The sequence below is a fragment of the Streptomyces sp. NPDC104226 genome (genome assembly GCF_055584085.1).
The window spans coordinates 347441-365828 of sequence record NZ_JBVJMS010000007.1 but is presented as its reverse complement, the minus strand read 5'-3'; the positions used below and the strand labels follow the sequence as shown (position 1 = coordinate 365828).

Genomic DNA, 18388 nt, shown 5'->3' with positions numbered 1-18388 from the left:
CGGGTGGGGGATCAGCTGGCGGGCCGGTACCGCCTCGAACAGCGGCTGGGCCAAGGCGGCATGGGCGAGGTGTGGCGGGCACACGACACGGCGCTGGAACGGGCCGTGGCGGTGAAGGTCCTGCTGGAGGCGGCCACGAACGACGAGCTGGTCGCCCGCTTCCGGCGCGAGGCCACGATCGGGGCACGGCTCCAGCACCCCGGCATCACCGTGGTGCACGACGTGGGGCAGGAGGACGGGCGGCTGTTCATCGTGATGGAACTGCTCGCCGGTGAGGACCTGCGCACGGCGCTGGTCCGGACCCCGGGCGGGATGCCGGTGGCGGTCGCACTGGACCTCGCCGCGCAGACCGCCGAGGCACTGGCCGCCGCGCACGAACGCTCGGTGATCCACCGCGACCTGAAGCCGGCCAACCTCTTCCTGCTGCCCGGGGGCCGGCTGAAGATCTGCGACTTCGGCATCGCGCACTCCTCGGACGCCACGGCCGGCTGGACGGTCACCGGCCGGATCTTCGGCAGCCCGCCGTACATGGCCCCCGAGCAGTGGCGGGGCGAGCGGGTGGACGCCCGGTGCGATCTGTACGCGCTGGGAGGTGTGCTGTACGCGCTGCTGAGCGGCGAGGCCCCCTTCGGGGAGGCCGAGAGCCCCTACGTCCTGATGCGCCGGCACATCGAGGATCCGCCGCTCCCGCTGCGCGTGGGCGGCGCCCCGGTCACGCCGGAGGTCGAGCGGCTGGTGCTGCGGCTGCTGGAGAAGGCCCCGGCGGACCGGCCGGAGTCGGCGCAGGTCGTGGCCGGGGAGCTGCGGACGCTGCTGCGTGCGGAGGCGTGGTCCGGGCCGGGGGCGGGGCCGGAGCCGGAGCCGGGGTCCGCGATGGGCTCGGAGGTGCCCGTGGGGCTGACTGCCGTCCCGGCTCCGGGCGGTACGGCGGCCCCGGGGGCCGTGACGGACCCGGCGGATCCGGTCGGGGCTCCCGGGAACGGGTTCGGGCCCGTCGCCGTGGCCCCGCCGGCCGGCGGGGGCGGGGGCGGGGGCGGATTCGGGCCCGTGCCGGCCGGCGGGGGCGGGGGCGGATTCGGGCCCGCGCCGGACGGCGGAGGCGGCTCCGGGCCGGTCTCCGCGGCCGCCCCGGGTGGCGGGAGCACCGCCGCGCCGGACACGGGTGCCGTTCCCGCTCCCGTACGGGAGCTCGTACGGGAGCTGCTGCTGGAGGTGGAGGAGTCGCTCCGCGCCCTGCCTCCGCGCGCCGAGGCGCGGATCGACGTGCTGGCCGTGGCCGCCGATGCCGCGGCCCGCTTCGACGGCGGACTCGCCGGGCGGCTGCTGGCCGGCGCCGAGGCGGCGGCATGGGAGGCCGGCGGGGGTGACGGCGCCCGGGCGGCCCGGTTCCTGACCGGGCTCGCCAGGGACACCTCCGCCCACGCCCCGGCGCGGGCCCGGCGGCTGCTGACCGACGCGCACCAGGCGCTGTTCACCGTGTTCGGCTCCAACCGGTCGGGCCCGCTGCGCGCGGTGGCGGAGGAACTGGCCAGGGTCGCTCCGGAGCGGGCCGCGCGGATCGCGGCGGACCACTTCGCGGACGGCCCGGCCGAGAAGCGGCTCCACGCGCGGATCGCCACGGCCGTCGCGGCGGCGGATCCCGCCGAGGCCGAGCTGCGCCTCGCGCTGATCCGGGACGCCGGACTGCGCGGGGCCGCCACCTACGACACGGTGCTGGCCGTCGCCCCGAACGATCTGGCGGCGGCCCTGCGCCTCAGCGAGCGGATCGGCTCCGCCGGGGGCCGGCTGCTGGCGCTGTGCCAGGTGGCGCGCGACCGGGCGGAGGCCGGGGACCCGGCGGGCGGGGCCAGGGCGTTGGCGCAGGCCGAGGAGGAGCTGCCCCGGTTTCTGGAGGAGCGGGCGGCCTGGCTGCGCGAGGAGGCCGCGCACCACGCCGAGCAGGGCAGGCTCGTACAGGCGGAGCGGCTGCGGAACCAGGCCTCCGGCCTGTTGCGCCGCCACCCGCAGGAGGCCGCCGACGAAAAGGCCGACCACGCCCTGGACTCGCTGGCCTCGGCCCGGGCCGCCGTCGAGGGGGCGGCGCGGCCGCCGCTGGACCCGGCGGTGGCGCGGGAGCGCGCGGGCCGGGCCCGGAACCTGCCCGACGCGGCGGAACGGGCGCGGGCCCTGGCCCGGATCGCCCGGGAGTGCGTGGCGGGCGCCGGGGCGCCCTGGTTGCCGGAGGCCGCCGCCGACGCCGGGAGTCCCCTGCCGGCGGGCACGACGGTCACGGGCCGCGACGGGGCGCCGCCGCGCGGGCCCAAGGCCGCCCCCGGGGCTCGGGCGTGGCACACGAACGCCCGTCCGGCCGGCCTGTACGCGGCGGGTGCTCGCGTGGTGTGGCACAAAGGGGCCGAGGTGGGCTGCGTACGGACGGACTCGGGCACGACGCTCTGGACGGCGTACGCCGACGAGGGTGCGGCCGCTCCGGAGCTGCCGGGGACCGGGCCGCTGCTGGTGTCCTGCGAGGCGGACGCGGCCACGGTCTACGTCCAGGTCCGGCGGGACGACGCGGCGGGGGTACGGCTGCTGGCGCGCGAGCCGCGCGACGGGCGGGTGCGGTGGTGGCGGGACCTGCCCGGGGAGCGGCCGCTGCGCGGCGCCGGGCCGGTGCTGGTGCTCGGGGCGCCCGGTGATCTGACGGCCCTGCGGGCCGCGACGGGCGAGGTCCTGTGGCAGCGGTCGCTCCCGGACCCGGCCACCCGCTCCGCCGCGGCGGCGGGAGACTGCCTGGTACTGGCGGACGACCGGCTGGTCCAGGCACTGCACCTGCCGACCGGCAGCCCGGTGTGGTCCTTCCCGCGGGCCCGCCCGAAGGAGCGCGCGCTGCACGGGGACCGGCTGCCGGGCGGCCCGGTGCACCTGCTGGACGAGGGCGCGCTGCTGGCCCTGGACCGGGCCACCGGCCGGGAGCTGTGGCGGTTCGCGCTGGGCACCCCGGCGGAGCGGCTCCTCGTCGAACGGGGCACGGTGTACGCGGCGGCGCACCGCCCGGACCAGGGCGCGGACCTGGTCTTCGCGCTCGATGCCGGGACCGGGGCGCTGCGCTGGCAGCGGGCGCTGACCCGGCGCGAGGGCCGGGTGTGCACGCTCGACCTGCTGGGGCTGCGCGAGGGCGGCCTGTTCGTCACGGTCCCGCGGGGCGGCCGGCGCGGTCTCCTGAACCGTTCCGCGGACCCCTTCGTCACCGTCCTGGACCCGGCGACCGGCAAACCCCGCCGCCAGTGGGAACACCCGGCCCTCACCCAGGGGGCCACCCTCCTGGTCGGCGACCGCCTCGTCCTGTCCCGTCCCGAACTCACGGCGTACGCCCTGCCGTGAGTCCGCGGGCGGCGGCGGACCGGCGGCGGTGGTCCGCGGGCGGGCGGGCGAACTCCGGGTGCGAGGGTACGAAACCACCCATACGCTCCCAGATGTGACGCCGCCAACGAGACGCACCACCGCCTCCATATCCCTCCGGGCCGCCCTCGCCCTGGCCTCCGCCGGCCTCGCGCTCTCCGGCTGGACGGTGGCCACCGCCCCGGCGGCGCGGGCCGACGATCCCGTGACCCTGTCCCAGCAGGGGCAGATCACCGACCGGGTGGGCGCCCTGGGCGACCGCAGGCCCGAGGTCACCGCCGCGCTGGACAAGCTGTACGCCGACCGGAAGGTCCAGCTGTTCGTCACGTACGTGCGCGACTTCTCCGGCCGGTCGGCGCAGAGCTGGGCCGACGCCACCGCCCAGAAGAACGGCCTCGGCCAGAACGACGTGCTGCTGGCCGTCGCCACCGGGGCCCGGCAGTACGCCTATTCGGCCGATGTGGACTCCGGATTCACCAAGGAGCAGCTCGCGGCGGTCGCGCAGACCGCCATCGAGCCGGCCCTCCGGCAGAACGACTGGGCGGGCGCCGCGATCGGCGCCGCCGACGGCTACGACGCGGTGCTGGGCGGACAGCCCGTGCCGGTCCCGGCCATCGTCCCCGGCGAGGCCGACCCCGGAGGCGCCGCGGCGAGCGGCGAGAGCGGCGCCGGGGACTTCGTCCTCCCGGTGGTCGCGGTCGGCGCGGCCGGCGCCCTCGGGGCGTACGCGTACACCCGCCGCAGGCGCAAGCAGGCCGGAGGCAGCGGCGGCTCGAAGACCACCGGCTGGTCCGGACAGGGCCCCGGCCCCGTTCCCCTGCCGGAGCTGGACGCCAAGGCCAAGGCCCTGCTGGTGGAGACCGACGACGCGATCCGCACCAGCACGGAGGAACTCGGCTTCGCCACAGCGCAGTTCGGCGAGGAGGCGGTGGCGGCCTTCACACAGGCGGTGGAGTTCGGGAAGGGCGAGCTGACGGCCTCCTTCCGGCTGCGCCAGCAGCTCGACGACGCGTACCCGGAGGACGACGCCACCCGCCGCCGGATGCTGGACGAGATCGTGGCCCGCTGCACGGAGGCGAGCCGTCGGCTCGACGCCGAGACGGCGGACTTCGACCGGCTGCGGGACCTGGAGAAGAACGCCCGGCAGGCACTCGCGACCGTGGAGGCCCACTTCCGCGCCCTGACGGGCCGTACGAGCACGGCGGAGGCGACCCTCACGGCACTCGGCCGCCAGTACGCGGACTCCGCGGCGGCGCCGGTGGCCTCCAACCCCGAACAGGCCAAGGACAGGCTGCTGTTCGCGACGACCAGCCTCGGCGAGGCCCGCGCCGCGATCGACACCGGCGACAACGGCAAGGCCGCCGTGCACGTCCGGGCCGCCGAGGGCGCCGTGGACCAGGCGGCGACCCTGGTCGACGCGGTGGAGCGGCGTGCGCAGGAGCTGGCGGAGGCCGCCGGGAAGCTGCCCGGCGCCCTGAGCGAGACGGACACGGACCTGGCCGACGCGAACGGGCTGCTGTCCGGCACCGCCGAGGGCACCTCGACCGCCGATCTGCGCGGCCGGATCAGCCGGGCGCAGGCCGTACTGGCCGACGTGCGGCGGGAGCAGAGCGCCGGCCGGTACGACCCGATGGACGCGCTGCGCCGCGTGGAGGAGGCCGACGCGGCCCTCGACGAGGCGCTGGCCGGGGCCCGCGAGCGGGAGTCGGGCCGGCAGCGGGCCGCGGCCCTGCTCGATCAGGCCCTGCTCACGGCCCGCAGCGCGATCGGCGCGGCCACGGACTACATCACCACCAGCCGGGGCGCGATCGGCAGCCAGGCCCGTACCCGGCTGGCGGAGGCGCAGCGCCACCTGGATCGGTCCATGTCCCTGGCGGGTTCGGACCCGGCGGGCGCGCTCGCCGAGGCCCAGCAGGCGGACTCGCTCGCGCGCCAGGCGCAGCAGCTGGCCGAACAGGACGTACGGGGCTACCAGAACCCGTACGGCGGGGGCGGCCGGCAGCAGGGCGGCGGCATGGGCGGCGCGGTGCTCGGCGGCATCATCCTCGGCGAAATCCTCGGCGGCGGCCGCGGCCGCGGCGGAGGCGGCTTCGGCGGCGGGGGCGGAGGCGGGGGTTTCGGCGGCGGCTTCGGCGGGGGCGGCGGCCGCGGCCCCGGCTCCTTCGGCGGCGGCGGCACCCGCGGCCGCATGGGCGGCGGCGGCCGCTTCTAAACGCAGGTACTTCCCTCCTCCCCCCTCCCTACTCTCCCCTCCCAAGGAGCCAGAACCCATGAGCAAGCAGAGCATCCTCGGTCGCGTCACCCAGCTCGCCAAGGCCAACATCAACTCCCTGCTGGACCAGGCGGAGGACCCGCAGAAGATGCTGGACCAGCTCATCCGCGACTACACGAACAACATCTCCGAGGCGGAGCAGGCCGTCGCCACCACCATCGGCAACCTGCGGATGCTGGAGGCGGACCACAAGGAGGACGTGGACGCGGCCTCGGAGTGGGGCGGCAAGGCCCTCGCGGCGAGCAGGAAGGCCGACGAACTGCGGGCGTCCGGATCGACCGCCGACGCCGACAAGTTCGACAACCTCGCGAAGGTCGCGCTCGGCCGCCAGATGCAGTCGGAGAAGGAGGCCAAGACGGCCGCGCCGACGATCGCCGCCCAGACCGAGGTGGTCGACAAGCTGAAGGCCGGCCTGGACTCGATGAAGACCAAGCTGACGGAGCTGACGGCGAAGCGCGACGAGCTGGTGTCCCGCGCCAAGACGGCCCAGGCCCAGAACACGATGATGGACGCGGTGAAGAACATCGACGTCCTGGACCCGACCAGCGACATCAACCGCTTCGAGGAGAAGGTCCGCCGCGAGGAGGCCATGGCCCTGGGCAAGCAGGAACTGGCCGCCTCCTCCCTGGACGCCCAGTTCGAGTCCCTGGACGACCTCGGCAAAACCTCGGAAATCGAAGCCCGCCTGGCCGCCCTGAAGGCGGGCAAGGCCGCCTGACGGCCCGGCACGGTTCCGCACGGCGTGGTGGGCCGCCCCTTCTCCTGGGGGTGGCCCACCACGCCGTTGTCACCAGGGGCTGCGGATCTTGACGCCGAGGGCGCGGACCTGGTCCCGGCTCTGTTCGGGGAGTCTGCGCAGCAGGTCCTCGCCGACGGCGCCGTCGCGCCGCCAGATCTCGCACAGGGTCTCCAGTGCGGCCCCGGAGACCTCCGGGTCCCGGTCCGCGGCGGCGCCCACCAGGGCCTCGACGACGACCCGGGAGCGCAGCGAGCCGACCGCCCGTGCGATCGCGGCCCGACGCTCCGCCGGGACCTCCGGGTCGGCGAGCGAGCGCAGCACGTCCTGCGTGTCTCGGGCGTCCGGGTAGGGCAGCACGGCGGTCACATAGGTCAGCTGGGTGGCCAGCAGGATCAGGAACAGGTGCGGTGCGATCAGGAGCAGCGGCAGCGCCGGGACCAGGACGAGCAGCACCATCCAGCCGCCCCGGATCTTCGTCGGGCCGCCGCTCGGCGGCTCGTACCGGCGCCCGGCGAGCGGGACGATGACGAGCATCGTCCCGACCGTGAGGAGCGGTACCAGGAGCAGCACCAACCGCAGCGTCAACGCCCACTCGACGCCGTCGGCGCCCTGCTCCATGGCGGCCACCGCCCACGCCAGGGCCCCCGCGCCCGCCAGTGCGGTCACGACGTACCGCCACAGCGCGGTCCACAGCCACTTGCCCGTACTCATGCGTGATTCCGTTCGTTCCCCCGTGCGGCGCGACCCCGGACGGGCCGCGCCTCCCCGTACGCGCTCACCCGTACGCGCTCACCCGTACATGCTCAGCAGTTGCTCCGCCGAGAGTTCCGCCACCGATTCCGCCACCTCGCCCGGGAGCGGGAGCTCGAACCAGACCGTCTTGCCGCGGTGCGTGCGGCGCGTCCCCCAGCCCGCGGAGAGCAGGCCGACCAACTGGAGGCCGCGGCCTCCCTCGTCGGTGTCGCGGGCCCGGCGGCGGCGGGGCTGCACCAGGTTGGCGTCCCAGACCTCGCAGACGAGGGTCCGGTCCAGCAGGAGGCGCAGCCGGATCTCGCCCTCGCCGTACCGCAGGGCGTTGGTGACGAGCTCGCTCACGAGGAGTTCCGTGGTGTCGAGCAGTCCCTCCAGGCCCCACGCGGGCAGCTTCGCCCGGGCCAGTTCGCGGGCCCGGCCCACCGAGCGGGCCTCGCGCGGGAGCTGCCAGTCGCCGACGGCGTCCACCGGAAGGCCCTGGACCCGGGCCATCAGCAGCGCGATGTCGTCCTCGCCGTGCCGGGTGTCCAGCGTGTTCAGGACGTGGTCGCAGACCTCCTCCAGCGGGCGCGCGGGATCGGCCAGCGCGTCGCGCAGACCCCGCAGGCCCTCCTCCAGGGGGTGGGTCCGGGATTCGACGAGGCCGTCGGTGTAGAGCGCGAGCAGTGCGCCCTCGGGTAGTTCGACCTCGACCTCCTCGAAGGGTTCCCCGCCGACGCCCAGGGGCATTCCGGTGGGGATCTCCAGCAGCAGGCCGGGGCGGGGGGTGCCGCCCTCCTCCACCGGTTCGACCAGCACCGGCGGCATGTGGCCGGCGTTGGCGATGGTGCAGCGGCGGGTGACCGGGTCGTAGACGGCGTAGACGCACGTCGCGAGGTACACCTCCGAGCGGTCGGCGTCCCGCGAGTGCAGTGCGGCCCGGGAGGCCTGCTGGGAGCCGCCGGGCGCGCCGAGGCCCCGGGCGATCTCGTCCAGCGCGGTCAGCACCTCGGCCGGTTCCAGGTCGAGCAGCGCGAGGGTCCGTACGGCGGTGCGCAGTTCGCCCATGGCCACGGCGGCCCGCAGTCCGCGGCCCATGACGTCGCCGACGACCAGCGCCGTGCGGTGCCCCGGCAGCTCGATGACGTCGAACCAGTCGCCGCCGACCTCGGTGGCGGCGTTCCCCGGCAGGTAGCGGCAGGCGATGTCGAGTCCGGCGGCCTCCGGGTCGCCGGGGGGCAGCAGGCTGCGCTGGAGGATCAGGGCACGTTCGTGCTCGCGCCGGTAGAGGCGGGCGTTGTCGATGCAGACGGCGGCCCGCGCGGCGAGCTCCACCGCGACCGCCCGGTCGCGTTCGCCGAAGGGCTCGCTGCCCTTGGTACGGGAGAACTGCGCGAGTCCGACCACCGTGTCGTGGGCGACCAGCGGGACGACGAGCGTGGACTGTACGAGGTCCCCGGACTCGGGCCCGCCTCCCTCCACCAGCCGCGGCCGCGCCGTGCGCAGGGCGAAGGCCCCCGGCGAGCCGGCCGGGTAGCGGTGCACCTCCCCTACGGAGACCAGCGCGCCCGGACCCGACAGCGGCGCGTCCGACACGGCCGAGGAGAAGGCCACCCGCCGCAGCGGCGCCGAGGGGGCGCGGACCGTGCCCTGCGCCGGAAGTGCCGGCAGGCCGGGTCCCTGGGGGCGGGCGGGGCGGTCGTCGTCGCCGAGCAGCAGTCCCTGGTAGAGGTCGACGGCGGCCAGGTCGCAGAAGCCCGGGACGGTGACGTCGAGGAGTTCGCGGGCGGTGGTCTCCAGGTCGAGGGAGTTGCCGATGCGGTGTCCGGCCTCGTTCAGCAGGGCCAGGTTGCGCCGGACCCCGGCGGCCTCGCGGGCGGCGAGGTGGCGGCGGGTCACGTCGATGCCTATGCCGGCGACTCCGATGGGGCGGCCGGTGCCGCCGTGGACCCGGTAGAGGTTGATGGACCAGTGGCGGTTGTCCCGGCTGCCGGGGGCGGCGCCGGTGATCTGGAGGTCGTTGACCGAGTCCCCGGTCTCCAGGACCCTGCGCAGCGCTTCGGCCATCCGGTCGGCCTCGTGCGCGGGCAGGTAGTCGTGGACGGTGCGGCCGCGGTGTTCCTCGGCGGCGCCGCCGAAGACGGTGGCGAAGCGGCGGTTGGCGCGCTGCACGGTGAGGTCCGTGCCGAAGAGCAGGAACCCGAAGGGAGATTGGCCGAAAATCGCCTGCGAGGCGGCCAGATCGGATTCGATCCGGCGCAGCGCGCGAACGTCGACCACGACGCAGAGCGCGGCCCGCTCGGCGGTTTCGGTCTGGGTCGGCATCACATAGATCTCAGCCACCCCGTGCGCACCATCGCCGCCGGGGATCCGGAAGGGGATCAGGCCCGTCCATTCCTTGCCGTCGAGAATCTCGGCCACCCTGCGGTGCGCGCCGGCGCGCAGCTCCGGGGGCATGAAGGCGTCGACGGGGTCGCGGCCGACGGCCTCGGCCGCGGTCAGCCCGAAGAGTTCCTCGGCGCGCAGACTCCACTGGTCGATCAGCCCGTCGGGCCCGATCGAGAAGGAAGCGACCTTTATGTAGTCATATATCGAGCCAGGCGGGCTGCTGTGCCACAGGGAGTCGCGCCAGGTCTCCCCAGACGCTTCCCCGGGCACACGGGCCTGATGTGCCTGTACAGGTATCTCGCTCACGCGACCGTCCCCTCCAGCTCACCGCAACCGGACCGGCCATGACCGAAGTATTCAGCACCACGGCGCTCTACGACACGGCCTTCGCGATCACAAAAAGATCCCGTTGTTTTCCAGCCAAGCCGTGTGATCGTCGGCTGCCCCTCACCTTGTTACTCACCAGGAAGAGCCAATTCGAACCACACGGTCTTCCCCGACTTCCCGTGCCGGGTCCCCCACCGCTGTGCCGACACGGCCACCAGGTGGAGTCCGCGACCCCCCTCGTCGTCGGGTTCGGCCACCCGTTCGCGGGGTGGATCCGGAAGCGGATCCGAAACCTCCACGAGAAGTGCCGGACCCGAGGGAGCGTCGGCGACGGCCGGATTGCGCCGTACGAGACGGACTCCGATGGGGCCGGAAGCGTACCTCAGGGAGTTGGTGACCAGCTCGCTGACCAGCAGGACGGTGACGTCGCCGACGGCGTCGAGACCCCAGTCGCGGAGGGTGCCGCGCACCGCGTGGCGGGCGGTGCGGACGGCACCCGGTTCGGCGGGAAAGGCCCATTCGGCGCATTCACCGTCAGTGTCGATCACGCCGATCACTTCCCGGGCCGGCTGGCGACCCCAGTCCGGTTCGAGGGGGAACAGAACCTCGGGTACATGGACGAGATACGGATTAATAGCGACATACCCGATATTCACGGCGTCGTACCACTCGGCCCCCCACAGACCGGCGCACTGTGGCGCAGACGGCCTAGCCCGCGCGCTTCACGCGCCCCCGGCCACCCCGGGAGCCTCGCGCACGCCGTCGCCCGCGCTCAGCCTGCGGCCCGCTTCGGCGACGGCCGGGCGGTCCTGGTCGAGCCAGTCCACCGAGTCCAGCTCCTCGGGCCGGAGCCAGCGCAGCTCGTCGTGGTCCTCCAGCGGGAGCGGATCACCCGACAGCAGCCGGGCCGTCCACACGTGCAGGACGAGGCCGGGCTTCAGCGGCCACTCCCCCGGGATCCGCTCCAGCGCCTCGGTCTCCACGCCGAGCTCCTCGCGCAGCTCGCGCACGAGCGCCTCGGGTACGGATTCACCCGGCTCGGCCTTGCCGCCGGGGAGCTCCCAGCGGCCGGCGAGCTCCGGGGGTGCGCTCCGGCGGGCGGCCAGCAGGCGCCCCTCATGACAAAGGGCTCCGCCCACGACCACGCGTACAGTCATGGGCGGAGCCTATGGCAGCGGCGACGGATGCGCCGCACCGCTCAGTTCCTCGTGCCGGTCCGGCCCGCAGTGCTGTCCTGACCGAGCCGCTCGATCCAGTAGAGCTGTTTGTGCCCTCTTCTTTCGAGGCTGTCGGCGACCTTCTGGGCCTCGGCCCGGGTGGAGTACCGGCCGACCCGGTAGCGGTTGCCGTTGTCGTCCTCACGTATGACCAGCCACGGGAGCAGGGCACCGCTGTCGTTCATCGCGTTTCACCCTCCGCCGACGTACCTGCCCGGGAAACCGCATTGCGCATATGCCCGAGCCTACGCCCGACCTTTACTCAGCGGATACGGTTTTTCACGAAGAGGTACCTCACGGGCGTACGCATCCGGCCATGCGTACGAGCGGGCCGTGCGCGCCGGTTCAGCGCCCGCGCACGGTCGGCAGCGGCAGGATCACGGGCCCGGCGGGGTTCCCGGTGCGGCAGACGTCCCCGCAGGTCGCGTCGAGGGAACAACAGAGCGAGCAGATCGCGCCGGACACGACGGGGCAGTCGGCGATGTCGGGGAGCTCGTACGCGGACTCGCAGACGGCGCAGAGGTGCGTGGCGGTGGCGTCCTCGACGACCGCGTCCGGGCCGTTCACCGGGTTCGGCCTGGCCAGGTAGTACCTCCCCTTCGTCGCCCAGGCGATCAACGGGCAGAGGACGAGCGCGAGTCCGGCCGCGATGAAGGTGGAGAAGGCCTCCGCGTATGTCCCGAAAAGGCCGAAGAAGGCGAGGATCGAGACGGTCGAGGCGATCACCATCGAGCCGAAACCTGCCGGATTGACCGAGTAGAGGTAGGCCCGCTTGAACTCGATGTACGGCGGGCTGAGCCCGAGCCGCTTGTTGATCACGAGATCGGCGGCGACCGCGACGATCCAGGCGATGCCGACGTTGGAGTAGAAGCCCAGCAGTTTGCCGAGCATCGCGAACATGTTCAGCTCCATCAGCGTCAGCGCGATGCCGAGGTTGAGGAAGATGTACCAGACGCGGCCGGGGTGGCGGTGGGTGACCCGGGAGAAGAAGTTCGACCAGGACAGCGAGCCGCTGTAGGCGTTCGTGACGTTGATCTTGATCTGCGAGACGATGACGAACAGGGCGGCGACGGGCAGCGCGAGCCCGCCGAGCCAGGGGCGCAGCGCCTCCAGCTGCGGGGCGATCGGCTCCAGCGCGTGCGTCTTGCCGACGGCCTCCAGGGCGACGAAGGCCAGGAAGGCCCCGCCGAGCTGCTTGGCCGCGCCGATGATCACCCAGCCGGGGCCGGCGGCGAGCACGGCGAGGTTCCAGCGGCGGCTGTTGGCCGGGGTCTTCGCGGGCATGAACCTCAGGTAGTCGGCCTGCTCGCCGATCTGCGCGATGAGCGAGAGCGCGATGCCGGTGCCGAAGCCGAAGCCGATCCAGGAGAAGCCGGAGCCGGCGCCTTCCGTCCCGCCGAAGTGTGCGAAGGCGCCCCAGGCGTCGGGGGCCTCGAAGGCGAGGACGAGGAAGGGCAGGACCAGCCCGATCAGCCAGATCGGCTGGGTCCATGCCTGCACCTTGGCGAGGGCGCCCATGCCCTTGAAGACGATCGGGATCACGATGAGCGTGGTGAGCAGGTACCCGATCTCCAGCGGCAGTCCGACGGCCTGGTGCATGGCCTGGGCCATGATCGAGCCTTCGAGTGCGAAGAAGATGAAGGTGAACGAGGCGTAGATGAGGGAGGTGAGGGTGGAGCCGAAGTACCCGAAGCCCGCGCCCCGGGTGACCAGGTCCATGTCCAGGCCGTACGTGGCGCACGCGCGGGCGATGGGGATGCCGGTCAGGAAGATGACGGCGGCGGCCGCCAGGATCGCGGCGGCCCCGCTGGTGAAGCCGTAGGCGAAGACGATGGAGGCGCCGATGGCGAAGTCGGCGAGGTAGGCGATGCCGCCGAGGGCGGTGCCGGCGACGGTGCCGGGGCCCCAGCGGCGGAAGGAGTGGGGCGCGTATCTGAGCGAGTAGTCCTCGCGGCTCTCGTCCGCGGCGAGCTTGGCGTAGCTCCGGCGGGGCGGTTGCGCCGGGGGCGCGGGGGTGGTGGCGGTATCGGTCATACCGCCGGACGGTAGGACCGCCATGTGACGACCCGTCACTCACGGGCGTTGCCCGGGGGTTACGCCCCCGGGCCCTGCGTCACGGCGGGGTTACACCCCCCGCGACCCCGTGTCCGCGTTCCGGTGCGGCGCCGCCGCCAGGGGCTCCGCCCGTCCGGGCCGGCGGACGTCCCCGGGGGTCAGCGCACCGGCAGGTGGTACGCCAGGCGGTAGCGGTCGGCCGGGATGACGACGTCCGCCGTTTCCACGGCCCGGCCGGAGGCGAAGTACGTGCGCCCGATCACCAGCACCACGTGTCCCGGCACCCCGCCGAGCTGCATGTTCTCCTCCGCCAGGCCCGGCCGCGCGCCGACCTCCTCGACCACGTTGTCCACGACCACGTCGATCGCGGCCATCCGGTCCACCACCCCGGACCCGCCCAGCGGGCCCTCCTCCGGCAGCATCACCGGGCTCCGGCCGGTCACGGCGAGCGGCTCCCAGGAGGTCGACAGCATCATCGCCTCGCCCGCGTCGCGGTAGACGTACTGCGTCCGCATGACCCGCTCGCCCGGCTCGATGCCGAGCCGCTTCGCGATGTCGGCCGGGGCGGCCGCCTGTTCGCTGCTGGAGTCCCAGGTGCCGCGCGCGCCTGCGTCCGCCTGCTCCTGCCGGAAGGGGGTCGAGACCCCGCCGGTGCGGTAGCCGGAGCGGGCTACGCGCCGCGGGACGGGTTGCTCGCGCACGTAGGTGCCGGATCCGGACCGGCCCTCGACCAGCCCCTCCGCCATGAGGACCTTGCGCGCCTCCAGGGCCACCGTGTCGGAGACCCCGTACTCCTCACGGATCCGGGCCTGCGAAGGGAGCCGGGCGTGCGGAGGCAGGGACCCATCGACGATCTTCCGTCGCAGATCCCCGGCGACGCGCAGATAGGCCGGCTGCTCGCCGAAAGTCACAGGCCACTCCCATCAGGTTGACAGACAGCTACACCCTGGCAACCGACGGTTGTCCATCGCAAGCAAGGGCCAGAGTTTCACCCGAAGTGATGAAGCCAGGTCACTCAAACCCACACGTCACATGCGTTACGCGGACTCTCTGGACGGGCTCCGTCCCGGCCCCGGCGAGCCGCCCGGCGGACCCGAGCCGCCTCCGTCGCGCCCCTTGCCCCCCTCGGATCCCGCCAGCCACTTCGGAACCGTCGTCGACAGTCCGTACGCCCCGCGCAGCGTCTTCTCCAGCTCCACCGGCAGAGCGGCGGCCGCCCGGTCCCACGCCTCCAGGAACTCCTTCGCGCTCTTCGCCCGCCCCGCCCGCTGCCACTCGGCCCGCGCGACGGCCAGCCGCTCCTGCTGCACCGCGGCCGGGCCGGCCAGTTCCGGCCGTCCCTTCGCCGCATCCAGCAGCTCCGACTCGGCGCCCAGGGCCCGGTCCATCTCCGAGGCCCAGGACAGGTACCAGGGCAGCCTGTCCGCCACCTCCCCGTCGGGCAGCTCGCCCCAGACCGTGTCCACCCTGTTCATCACGCGCAGGAAGGCGACCTGGTCGGCCGTCAGCGTGGCGGCGTCCTTGCGCAGGCTGCCGCGGTGCTCCCGGCCCGGGGTGCCGATCACGCACACGATCCGCCGGTCCCCGTCGCTCCAGCTGCGGCGCGAGGGGGCGAAGTAGTACAGCTCCGCGTACGCGGGCAGGGCCCAGCTGTCCATCGCGTACGCGTCCTGCGCGCTCCAGCAGTCCTTCGAGGCGGTGTCCCCCATCCGCTCCGCCCCGGGGAACCTCTCCTCGCTCATCGAGGTCGCGGAGGTGACCTCCGCGTCGTGGACCTCGGCGCAGTCGATCCGGAACACGAGGGGCGCCTCGGCGAGCAGGTCTCCGCCGGCGACGTTGAAGCAGTGCCCGAGGCGCAGGTCGTCGGCGTCGACGAGCGTGCCCGGCACGTCCTCGCGGAGCTGCGCCGCGCGCCGGGAGCCGCTGCGTTCTTCGAGGGTGTCCAGGGCCCGTCCGAGCGTGGGGACGGCGGCGGCGACGGCGAGGCTCATCACCAGCGACGCCACCAGTCCGCAGACGGCGAGCGCCTTGCCCCGTTGGCCGCTCTTCCCGATCTGCACGAGGGCCACGACCGCGAAGACGAGGCCGAGCGGCGGGAAGCAGAGCAGCCCGACGAGCAGCGAGGCGAGCGCGAAGCCGTTGAGCGGGCGCGCCCCGTACGGGTACCCCTGCGGGGGCGGGGCGGGCCAGTGGTGCGGGGGCTGGGTGCTCACGGGGCTCCAGGAGGGAGGCGAACGAATGCGCGCATGGTACGCAGCGGGGGCGGCCGTCGAAACGGCCGCCCCCGCCACCTTCATCGCTTCACTGCCGCGCCGGAATCAGAACTCCGGGTTCAGAGCTCCGGGATCGGAACTCCGGGATCAGAACTGGAGCGCCCAGGAGTCGATCTTTCCGGTGTCGATGTTCGCGTTGTCGTTGACCCGGAGCTTCCACACTCCGTTGGCCACCTCGGAGGAGGCGTTGACCGCGACGGTCTTGATGATGTTGTCCGCGCTGCCGCCGGTGCGGTTGTGCAGGTTGTACAGGGTGCCGTCGGGGGCGACCAGGTCGACCTTCAGGTCACTGATGTAGGTGTGCTTGATGTCCACCGAAACGCTCAGCGTGGCCGGGGCGTTCCCGGGGATCCCGCTGACGGTGATCGGCGATTCGACGGTGGAGTTGTCGGCGATCGCGTAGTCGGCGGTGTTCTCGAAGCGGGTGCCCGGGTTCGGCGGGGTGGTGGAGTTGCCGACGTTGAGCAGCCGGTTCGGGGAGCCGGTGCCGGGGCTGGTCACGACGTTCGGCGTGGCCGCGTTCACCAGGGCCGTGGAGACCTGGGCCGGGGTGGCCGCGGGGTTGGCCGCGAGATAGAGGGCGGCGGCACCGACCACGTGCGGGGTCGCCATCGAGGTGCCGGAGATGGTGTTCGTGGCGGTGTCGCCGGTGCCCCACGAGGAGGTGATGCTGGAGCCGGGGGCGAAGAGGTCCAGGACGGCGCCGTAGTTGGAGTAGCTCGCCTTGGCGTCGGTGTTGGTGGTGGCGCCGACGGTGATCGCCTCGGTCACGCGGGCCGGGGACTTGGTGTTCGCGTTGGTGGACTCGTTGCCCGCCGCGACCCCGTAGGTGATGCCGCTGGCTATGGAGTTGCGCACCGCGGTGTCCAGCGCCGAGTCGGCGCCGCCGCCGAGCGACATGTTGGCGACGGCCGGCTTGACGGCGTTGCGGGTCACCCAGTCGATGCCGGCGACGACCTGGGCGGTCGTACCGGAGCCGTTGTTGTCGAGCACGCGCACGCCGACGATCTTCGCCTTCTTGGCCACGCCGTACGCGGTGCCCGCGACGGTGCCGGCGACGTGCGTGCCGTGGCCGTGGCCGTCCTGCGCGGTGTTGTCGTTGTCGATGGCGTCGAAGCCGTCGGAGGCGCGGCCGCCGAAGTCCTGGTGGGTCTTCCGGACGCCCGTGTCGATGATGTACGCCGTGACGCCCTCGCCGGCCTTGTCCGGGTAGGTGTAGCTCTGGTTCAGCGGCAGGGCCGCCTGGTCGATCCGGTCCAGGCCCCAGGACGGCGGGTTCGGCTGGGTGGTGTCGACGGTGAACACCCGGTTCTGCACGACGGACTTGACGGCGGGGTCGGCCGCGAGCTTCCTGGCCTGCGCCTCGGAGACCTCGATGGAGTAGCCGTTGAGGGCCGCGCTGTAGGTCCGGTCGATCCTCGCGCCGTACCGCTTGGCCACGGCCTTGCCGCTGTCGGCCGTGGAGCGGGCGGCGGAGTCGTTCAGGGTCACGATGTAGCTGCCGGAGATGGTGCCCTCCGCGCCGGCGTTCTCGATGACGCCCTGCGGGGCGAGCGGGGCTGCCGAGGCGGGTAACGCGAGTGCGGCTCCGAGGGCGAGGGCCAGTGTGGCGGTCGCTCCGATGCCGGTGATCTTCCGGCGGGTGTGACGCGTCGCGGACATGTGAGGGGTCCTCCTCATAGGTGGTGCGCTGCGGGGGGTGCGCAGCCGTCGGGCTGCTGCCAGGGCATGACTTTTAGACATGCCCATGACAAGCAATTCGGCCCAACGATGCGCCGCTGACGAAAGGTTGACCCACGGAGTCGCTCCACCACAAGAGGACAACGAACGCGTAACATCCGTGCCATACATCGGCCATGAAAGAGCAAAGGCTCACCGCACATGACGCACGCACTACCCGGCTACGTCTGCTCGGAGGACGGCACCCGTGCCGACGCGCGGACGGCTCCGTGGTGCTGCCCGCTCTGTGGTGGCCCGTGGGACCTCGACTTCGTCCCCGACCCGGACGCCCTGCCGGATCCCGCGGCCGGGCCCCACTCGCTCTGGCGCTACGGCTCCGCACTGCCGCTGACGGGGGCCTTCGCCGTCACGCTGGCCGAGGGGAACACCCCGCTGGTGCCCCTGTCGGAGCGGGTGCACGCCAAGCTCGACTTCCTGATGCCCACGCTGTCCTTCAAGGACCGCGGCGCGGTGATGCTCGCGGAGGTCGCCCGTCGGCTCGGGCCCGAGCGGGTGGTGGCCGACAGCAGCGGCAACGCCGGTACGGCCTTTGCGGCCTACTGCGCACGGGCCGGGCTGCGCTGCGAGGTCTTCGTGCCGGAGGGCACCTCGGCGAAGAAGACGGAGCAGATGCGCGCGCACGGCGCGACGGTGACGGTGGTGCCCGGCGGACGCGAGGCGGCGGCGGTGGCGGCCCGCGAAGCGGCCGACCTGCCGGGGGTGTTCTACGCCAGCCACGTCTTCAACCCGTACTTCCTGCACGGCACCAAGACGTACGTCTACGAGATCTGGGAGGCGCTGGGCGGCCACCTGCCCGAGGTGATCGTCGTCCCGGTCGGCAACGGCACGCTGCTGCTCGGGGCCGCGCTGGCGGTGGAGGAGCTGGCCCGTCGCGGGGTCCGCCCGCCGACGCTGATCGCCGTCCAGTCGGCGGCCGTCGCCCCGCTGGCCTCCGCCTTCCACGCGGGCGCCGAGGACGCCGAACCCGTCCCCCAACTCCCCACCCTGGCCGAGGGGATCGCGATCCCGGCGCCGCCGCGGGCCCGGCAGATCCTGGCGGCCGTCCGCGCGTCCGGGGGGACCTTCCTGACCGTCACCGACGAGCAGGTCCGCGCGGCCCAGCTCGACCTGGCCGGGCGCGGGCTCTTCGTGGAGCCCACGGCCGCCGCCTGCTGGGCCGCGGTCGGGCCCACCGCACCCGACGACCCCCTCCGGGGCCGCACCGCGGTCGTCCCGCTCTGCGGCGCGGGCGCCAAGACGGGGCTGGCGGCGCCGGCGGCCTGACGGG

13 protein-coding genes are annotated in these 18388 nt (G+C 73.7%); 4 read left to right on the top strand and 9 right to left on the bottom strand.

Going from position 1 to position 18388, the window contains the following annotated elements; all coding sequences use genetic code 11:
- Nucleotides 1-3 precede the first annotated feature (3 nt).
- From ACZ60J_RS23595 to ACZ60J_RS23585, 3 genes are all read left to right on the top strand, one after another.
- Entirely contained in the window at nucleotides 4-3360 is a 3357-nt protein-coding gene (locus ACZ60J_RS23595) for a protein kinase domain-containing protein (protein ID WP_469684656.1), read from the top strand.
- Between the two features lie 94 nt (nucleotides 3361-3454).
- Nucleotides 3455-5590: a TPM domain-containing protein gene (locus ACZ60J_RS23590; protein WP_469684654.1), complete on the top strand. Its 2136-nt coding sequence runs from the start codon at nucleotides 3455-3457 to the stop codon at nucleotides 5588-5590.
- A 58-nt stretch (nucleotides 5591-5648) separates the two neighbouring features.
- Nucleotides 5649-6368, top strand: a complete 720-nt coding sequence (locus tag ACZ60J_RS23585) for a PspA/IM30 family protein (protein WP_469684652.1) — start codon at nucleotides 5649-5651, stop codon at nucleotides 6366-6368.
- Between the two features lie 69 nt (nucleotides 6369-6437).
- Here ACZ60J_RS23585 and ACZ60J_RS23580 read toward each other — a convergent pair whose 3' ends face one another.
- The 9 genes from ACZ60J_RS23580 to ACZ60J_RS23540 form a co-directional block, all read right to left on the bottom strand.
- A complete protein-coding gene (locus ACZ60J_RS23580; RefSeq protein WP_469684650.1) occupies nucleotides 6438-7100 on the bottom strand; it encodes a hypothetical protein in 663 nt (220 codons plus the stop codon).
- A 78-nt stretch (nucleotides 7101-7178) separates the two neighbouring features.
- Nucleotides 7179-9779, bottom strand: a complete 2601-nt coding sequence (locus ACZ60J_RS23575; protein ID WP_469684882.1) for a SpoIIE family protein phosphatase — start codon at nucleotides 9777-9779, stop codon at nucleotides 7179-7181.
- 185 nt (nucleotides 9780-9964) lie between these two features.
- Nucleotides 9965-10393 (bottom strand): ATP-binding protein, encoded by a 429-nt coding sequence (locus ACZ60J_RS23570; protein WP_250741823.1) that lies wholly within the window; start codon nucleotides 10391-10393, stop codon nucleotides 9965-9967.
- A 165-nt stretch (nucleotides 10394-10558) separates the two neighbouring features.
- The gene (locus tag ACZ60J_RS23565; protein WP_469684648.1) at nucleotides 10559-10993 is read right to left on the bottom strand and encodes a (deoxy)nucleoside triphosphate pyrophosphohydrolase; all 435 of its coding nucleotides are present in this window, start codon (nucleotides 10991-10993) and stop codon (nucleotides 10559-10561) included.
- Between the two features lie 41 nt (nucleotides 10994-11034).
- The gene (locus ACZ60J_RS23560) at nucleotides 11035-11238 is read right to left on the bottom strand and encodes an SPOR domain-containing protein (protein ID WP_469684646.1); all 204 of its coding nucleotides are present in this window, start codon (nucleotides 11236-11238) and stop codon (nucleotides 11035-11037) included.
- Nucleotides 11239-11398: 160 nt separating this feature from the next.
- On the bottom strand, nucleotides 11399-13087 hold the full coding sequence (locus tag ACZ60J_RS23555; protein WP_469684645.1) for a purine-cytosine permease family protein: 1689 nt from the start codon (nucleotides 13085-13087) through the stop codon (nucleotides 11399-11401).
- A 179-nt stretch (nucleotides 13088-13266) separates the two neighbouring features.
- Complete coding sequence (locus tag ACZ60J_RS23550) at nucleotides 13267-14019, bottom strand: GntR family transcriptional regulator (protein ID WP_469684643.1); 753 nt, start codon at nucleotides 14017-14019, stop codon at nucleotides 13267-13269.
- A gap of 126 nt (nucleotides 14020-14145) precedes the next feature.
- Nucleotides 14146-15321: a DUF4190 domain-containing protein gene (locus tag ACZ60J_RS23545; RefSeq protein WP_469684641.1), complete on the bottom strand. Its 1176-nt coding sequence runs from the start codon at nucleotides 15319-15321 to the stop codon at nucleotides 14146-14148.
- 147 nt (nucleotides 15322-15468) lie between these two features.
- Nucleotides 15469-17043: a S8 family peptidase gene (locus ACZ60J_RS23540; RefSeq protein WP_469684639.1), complete on the bottom strand. Its 1575-nt coding sequence runs from the start codon at nucleotides 17041-17043 to the stop codon at nucleotides 15469-15471.
- A 219-nt stretch (nucleotides 17044-17262) separates the two neighbouring features.
- Between ACZ60J_RS23540 and ACZ60J_RS23535 the strand changes: the two genes are divergently transcribed.
- Complete coding sequence (locus ACZ60J_RS23535; RefSeq protein WP_469684637.1) at nucleotides 17263-18384, top strand: pyridoxal-phosphate dependent enzyme; 1122 nt, start codon at nucleotides 17263-17265, stop codon at nucleotides 18382-18384.
- Nucleotides 18385-18388: the final 4 nt, after the last annotated feature.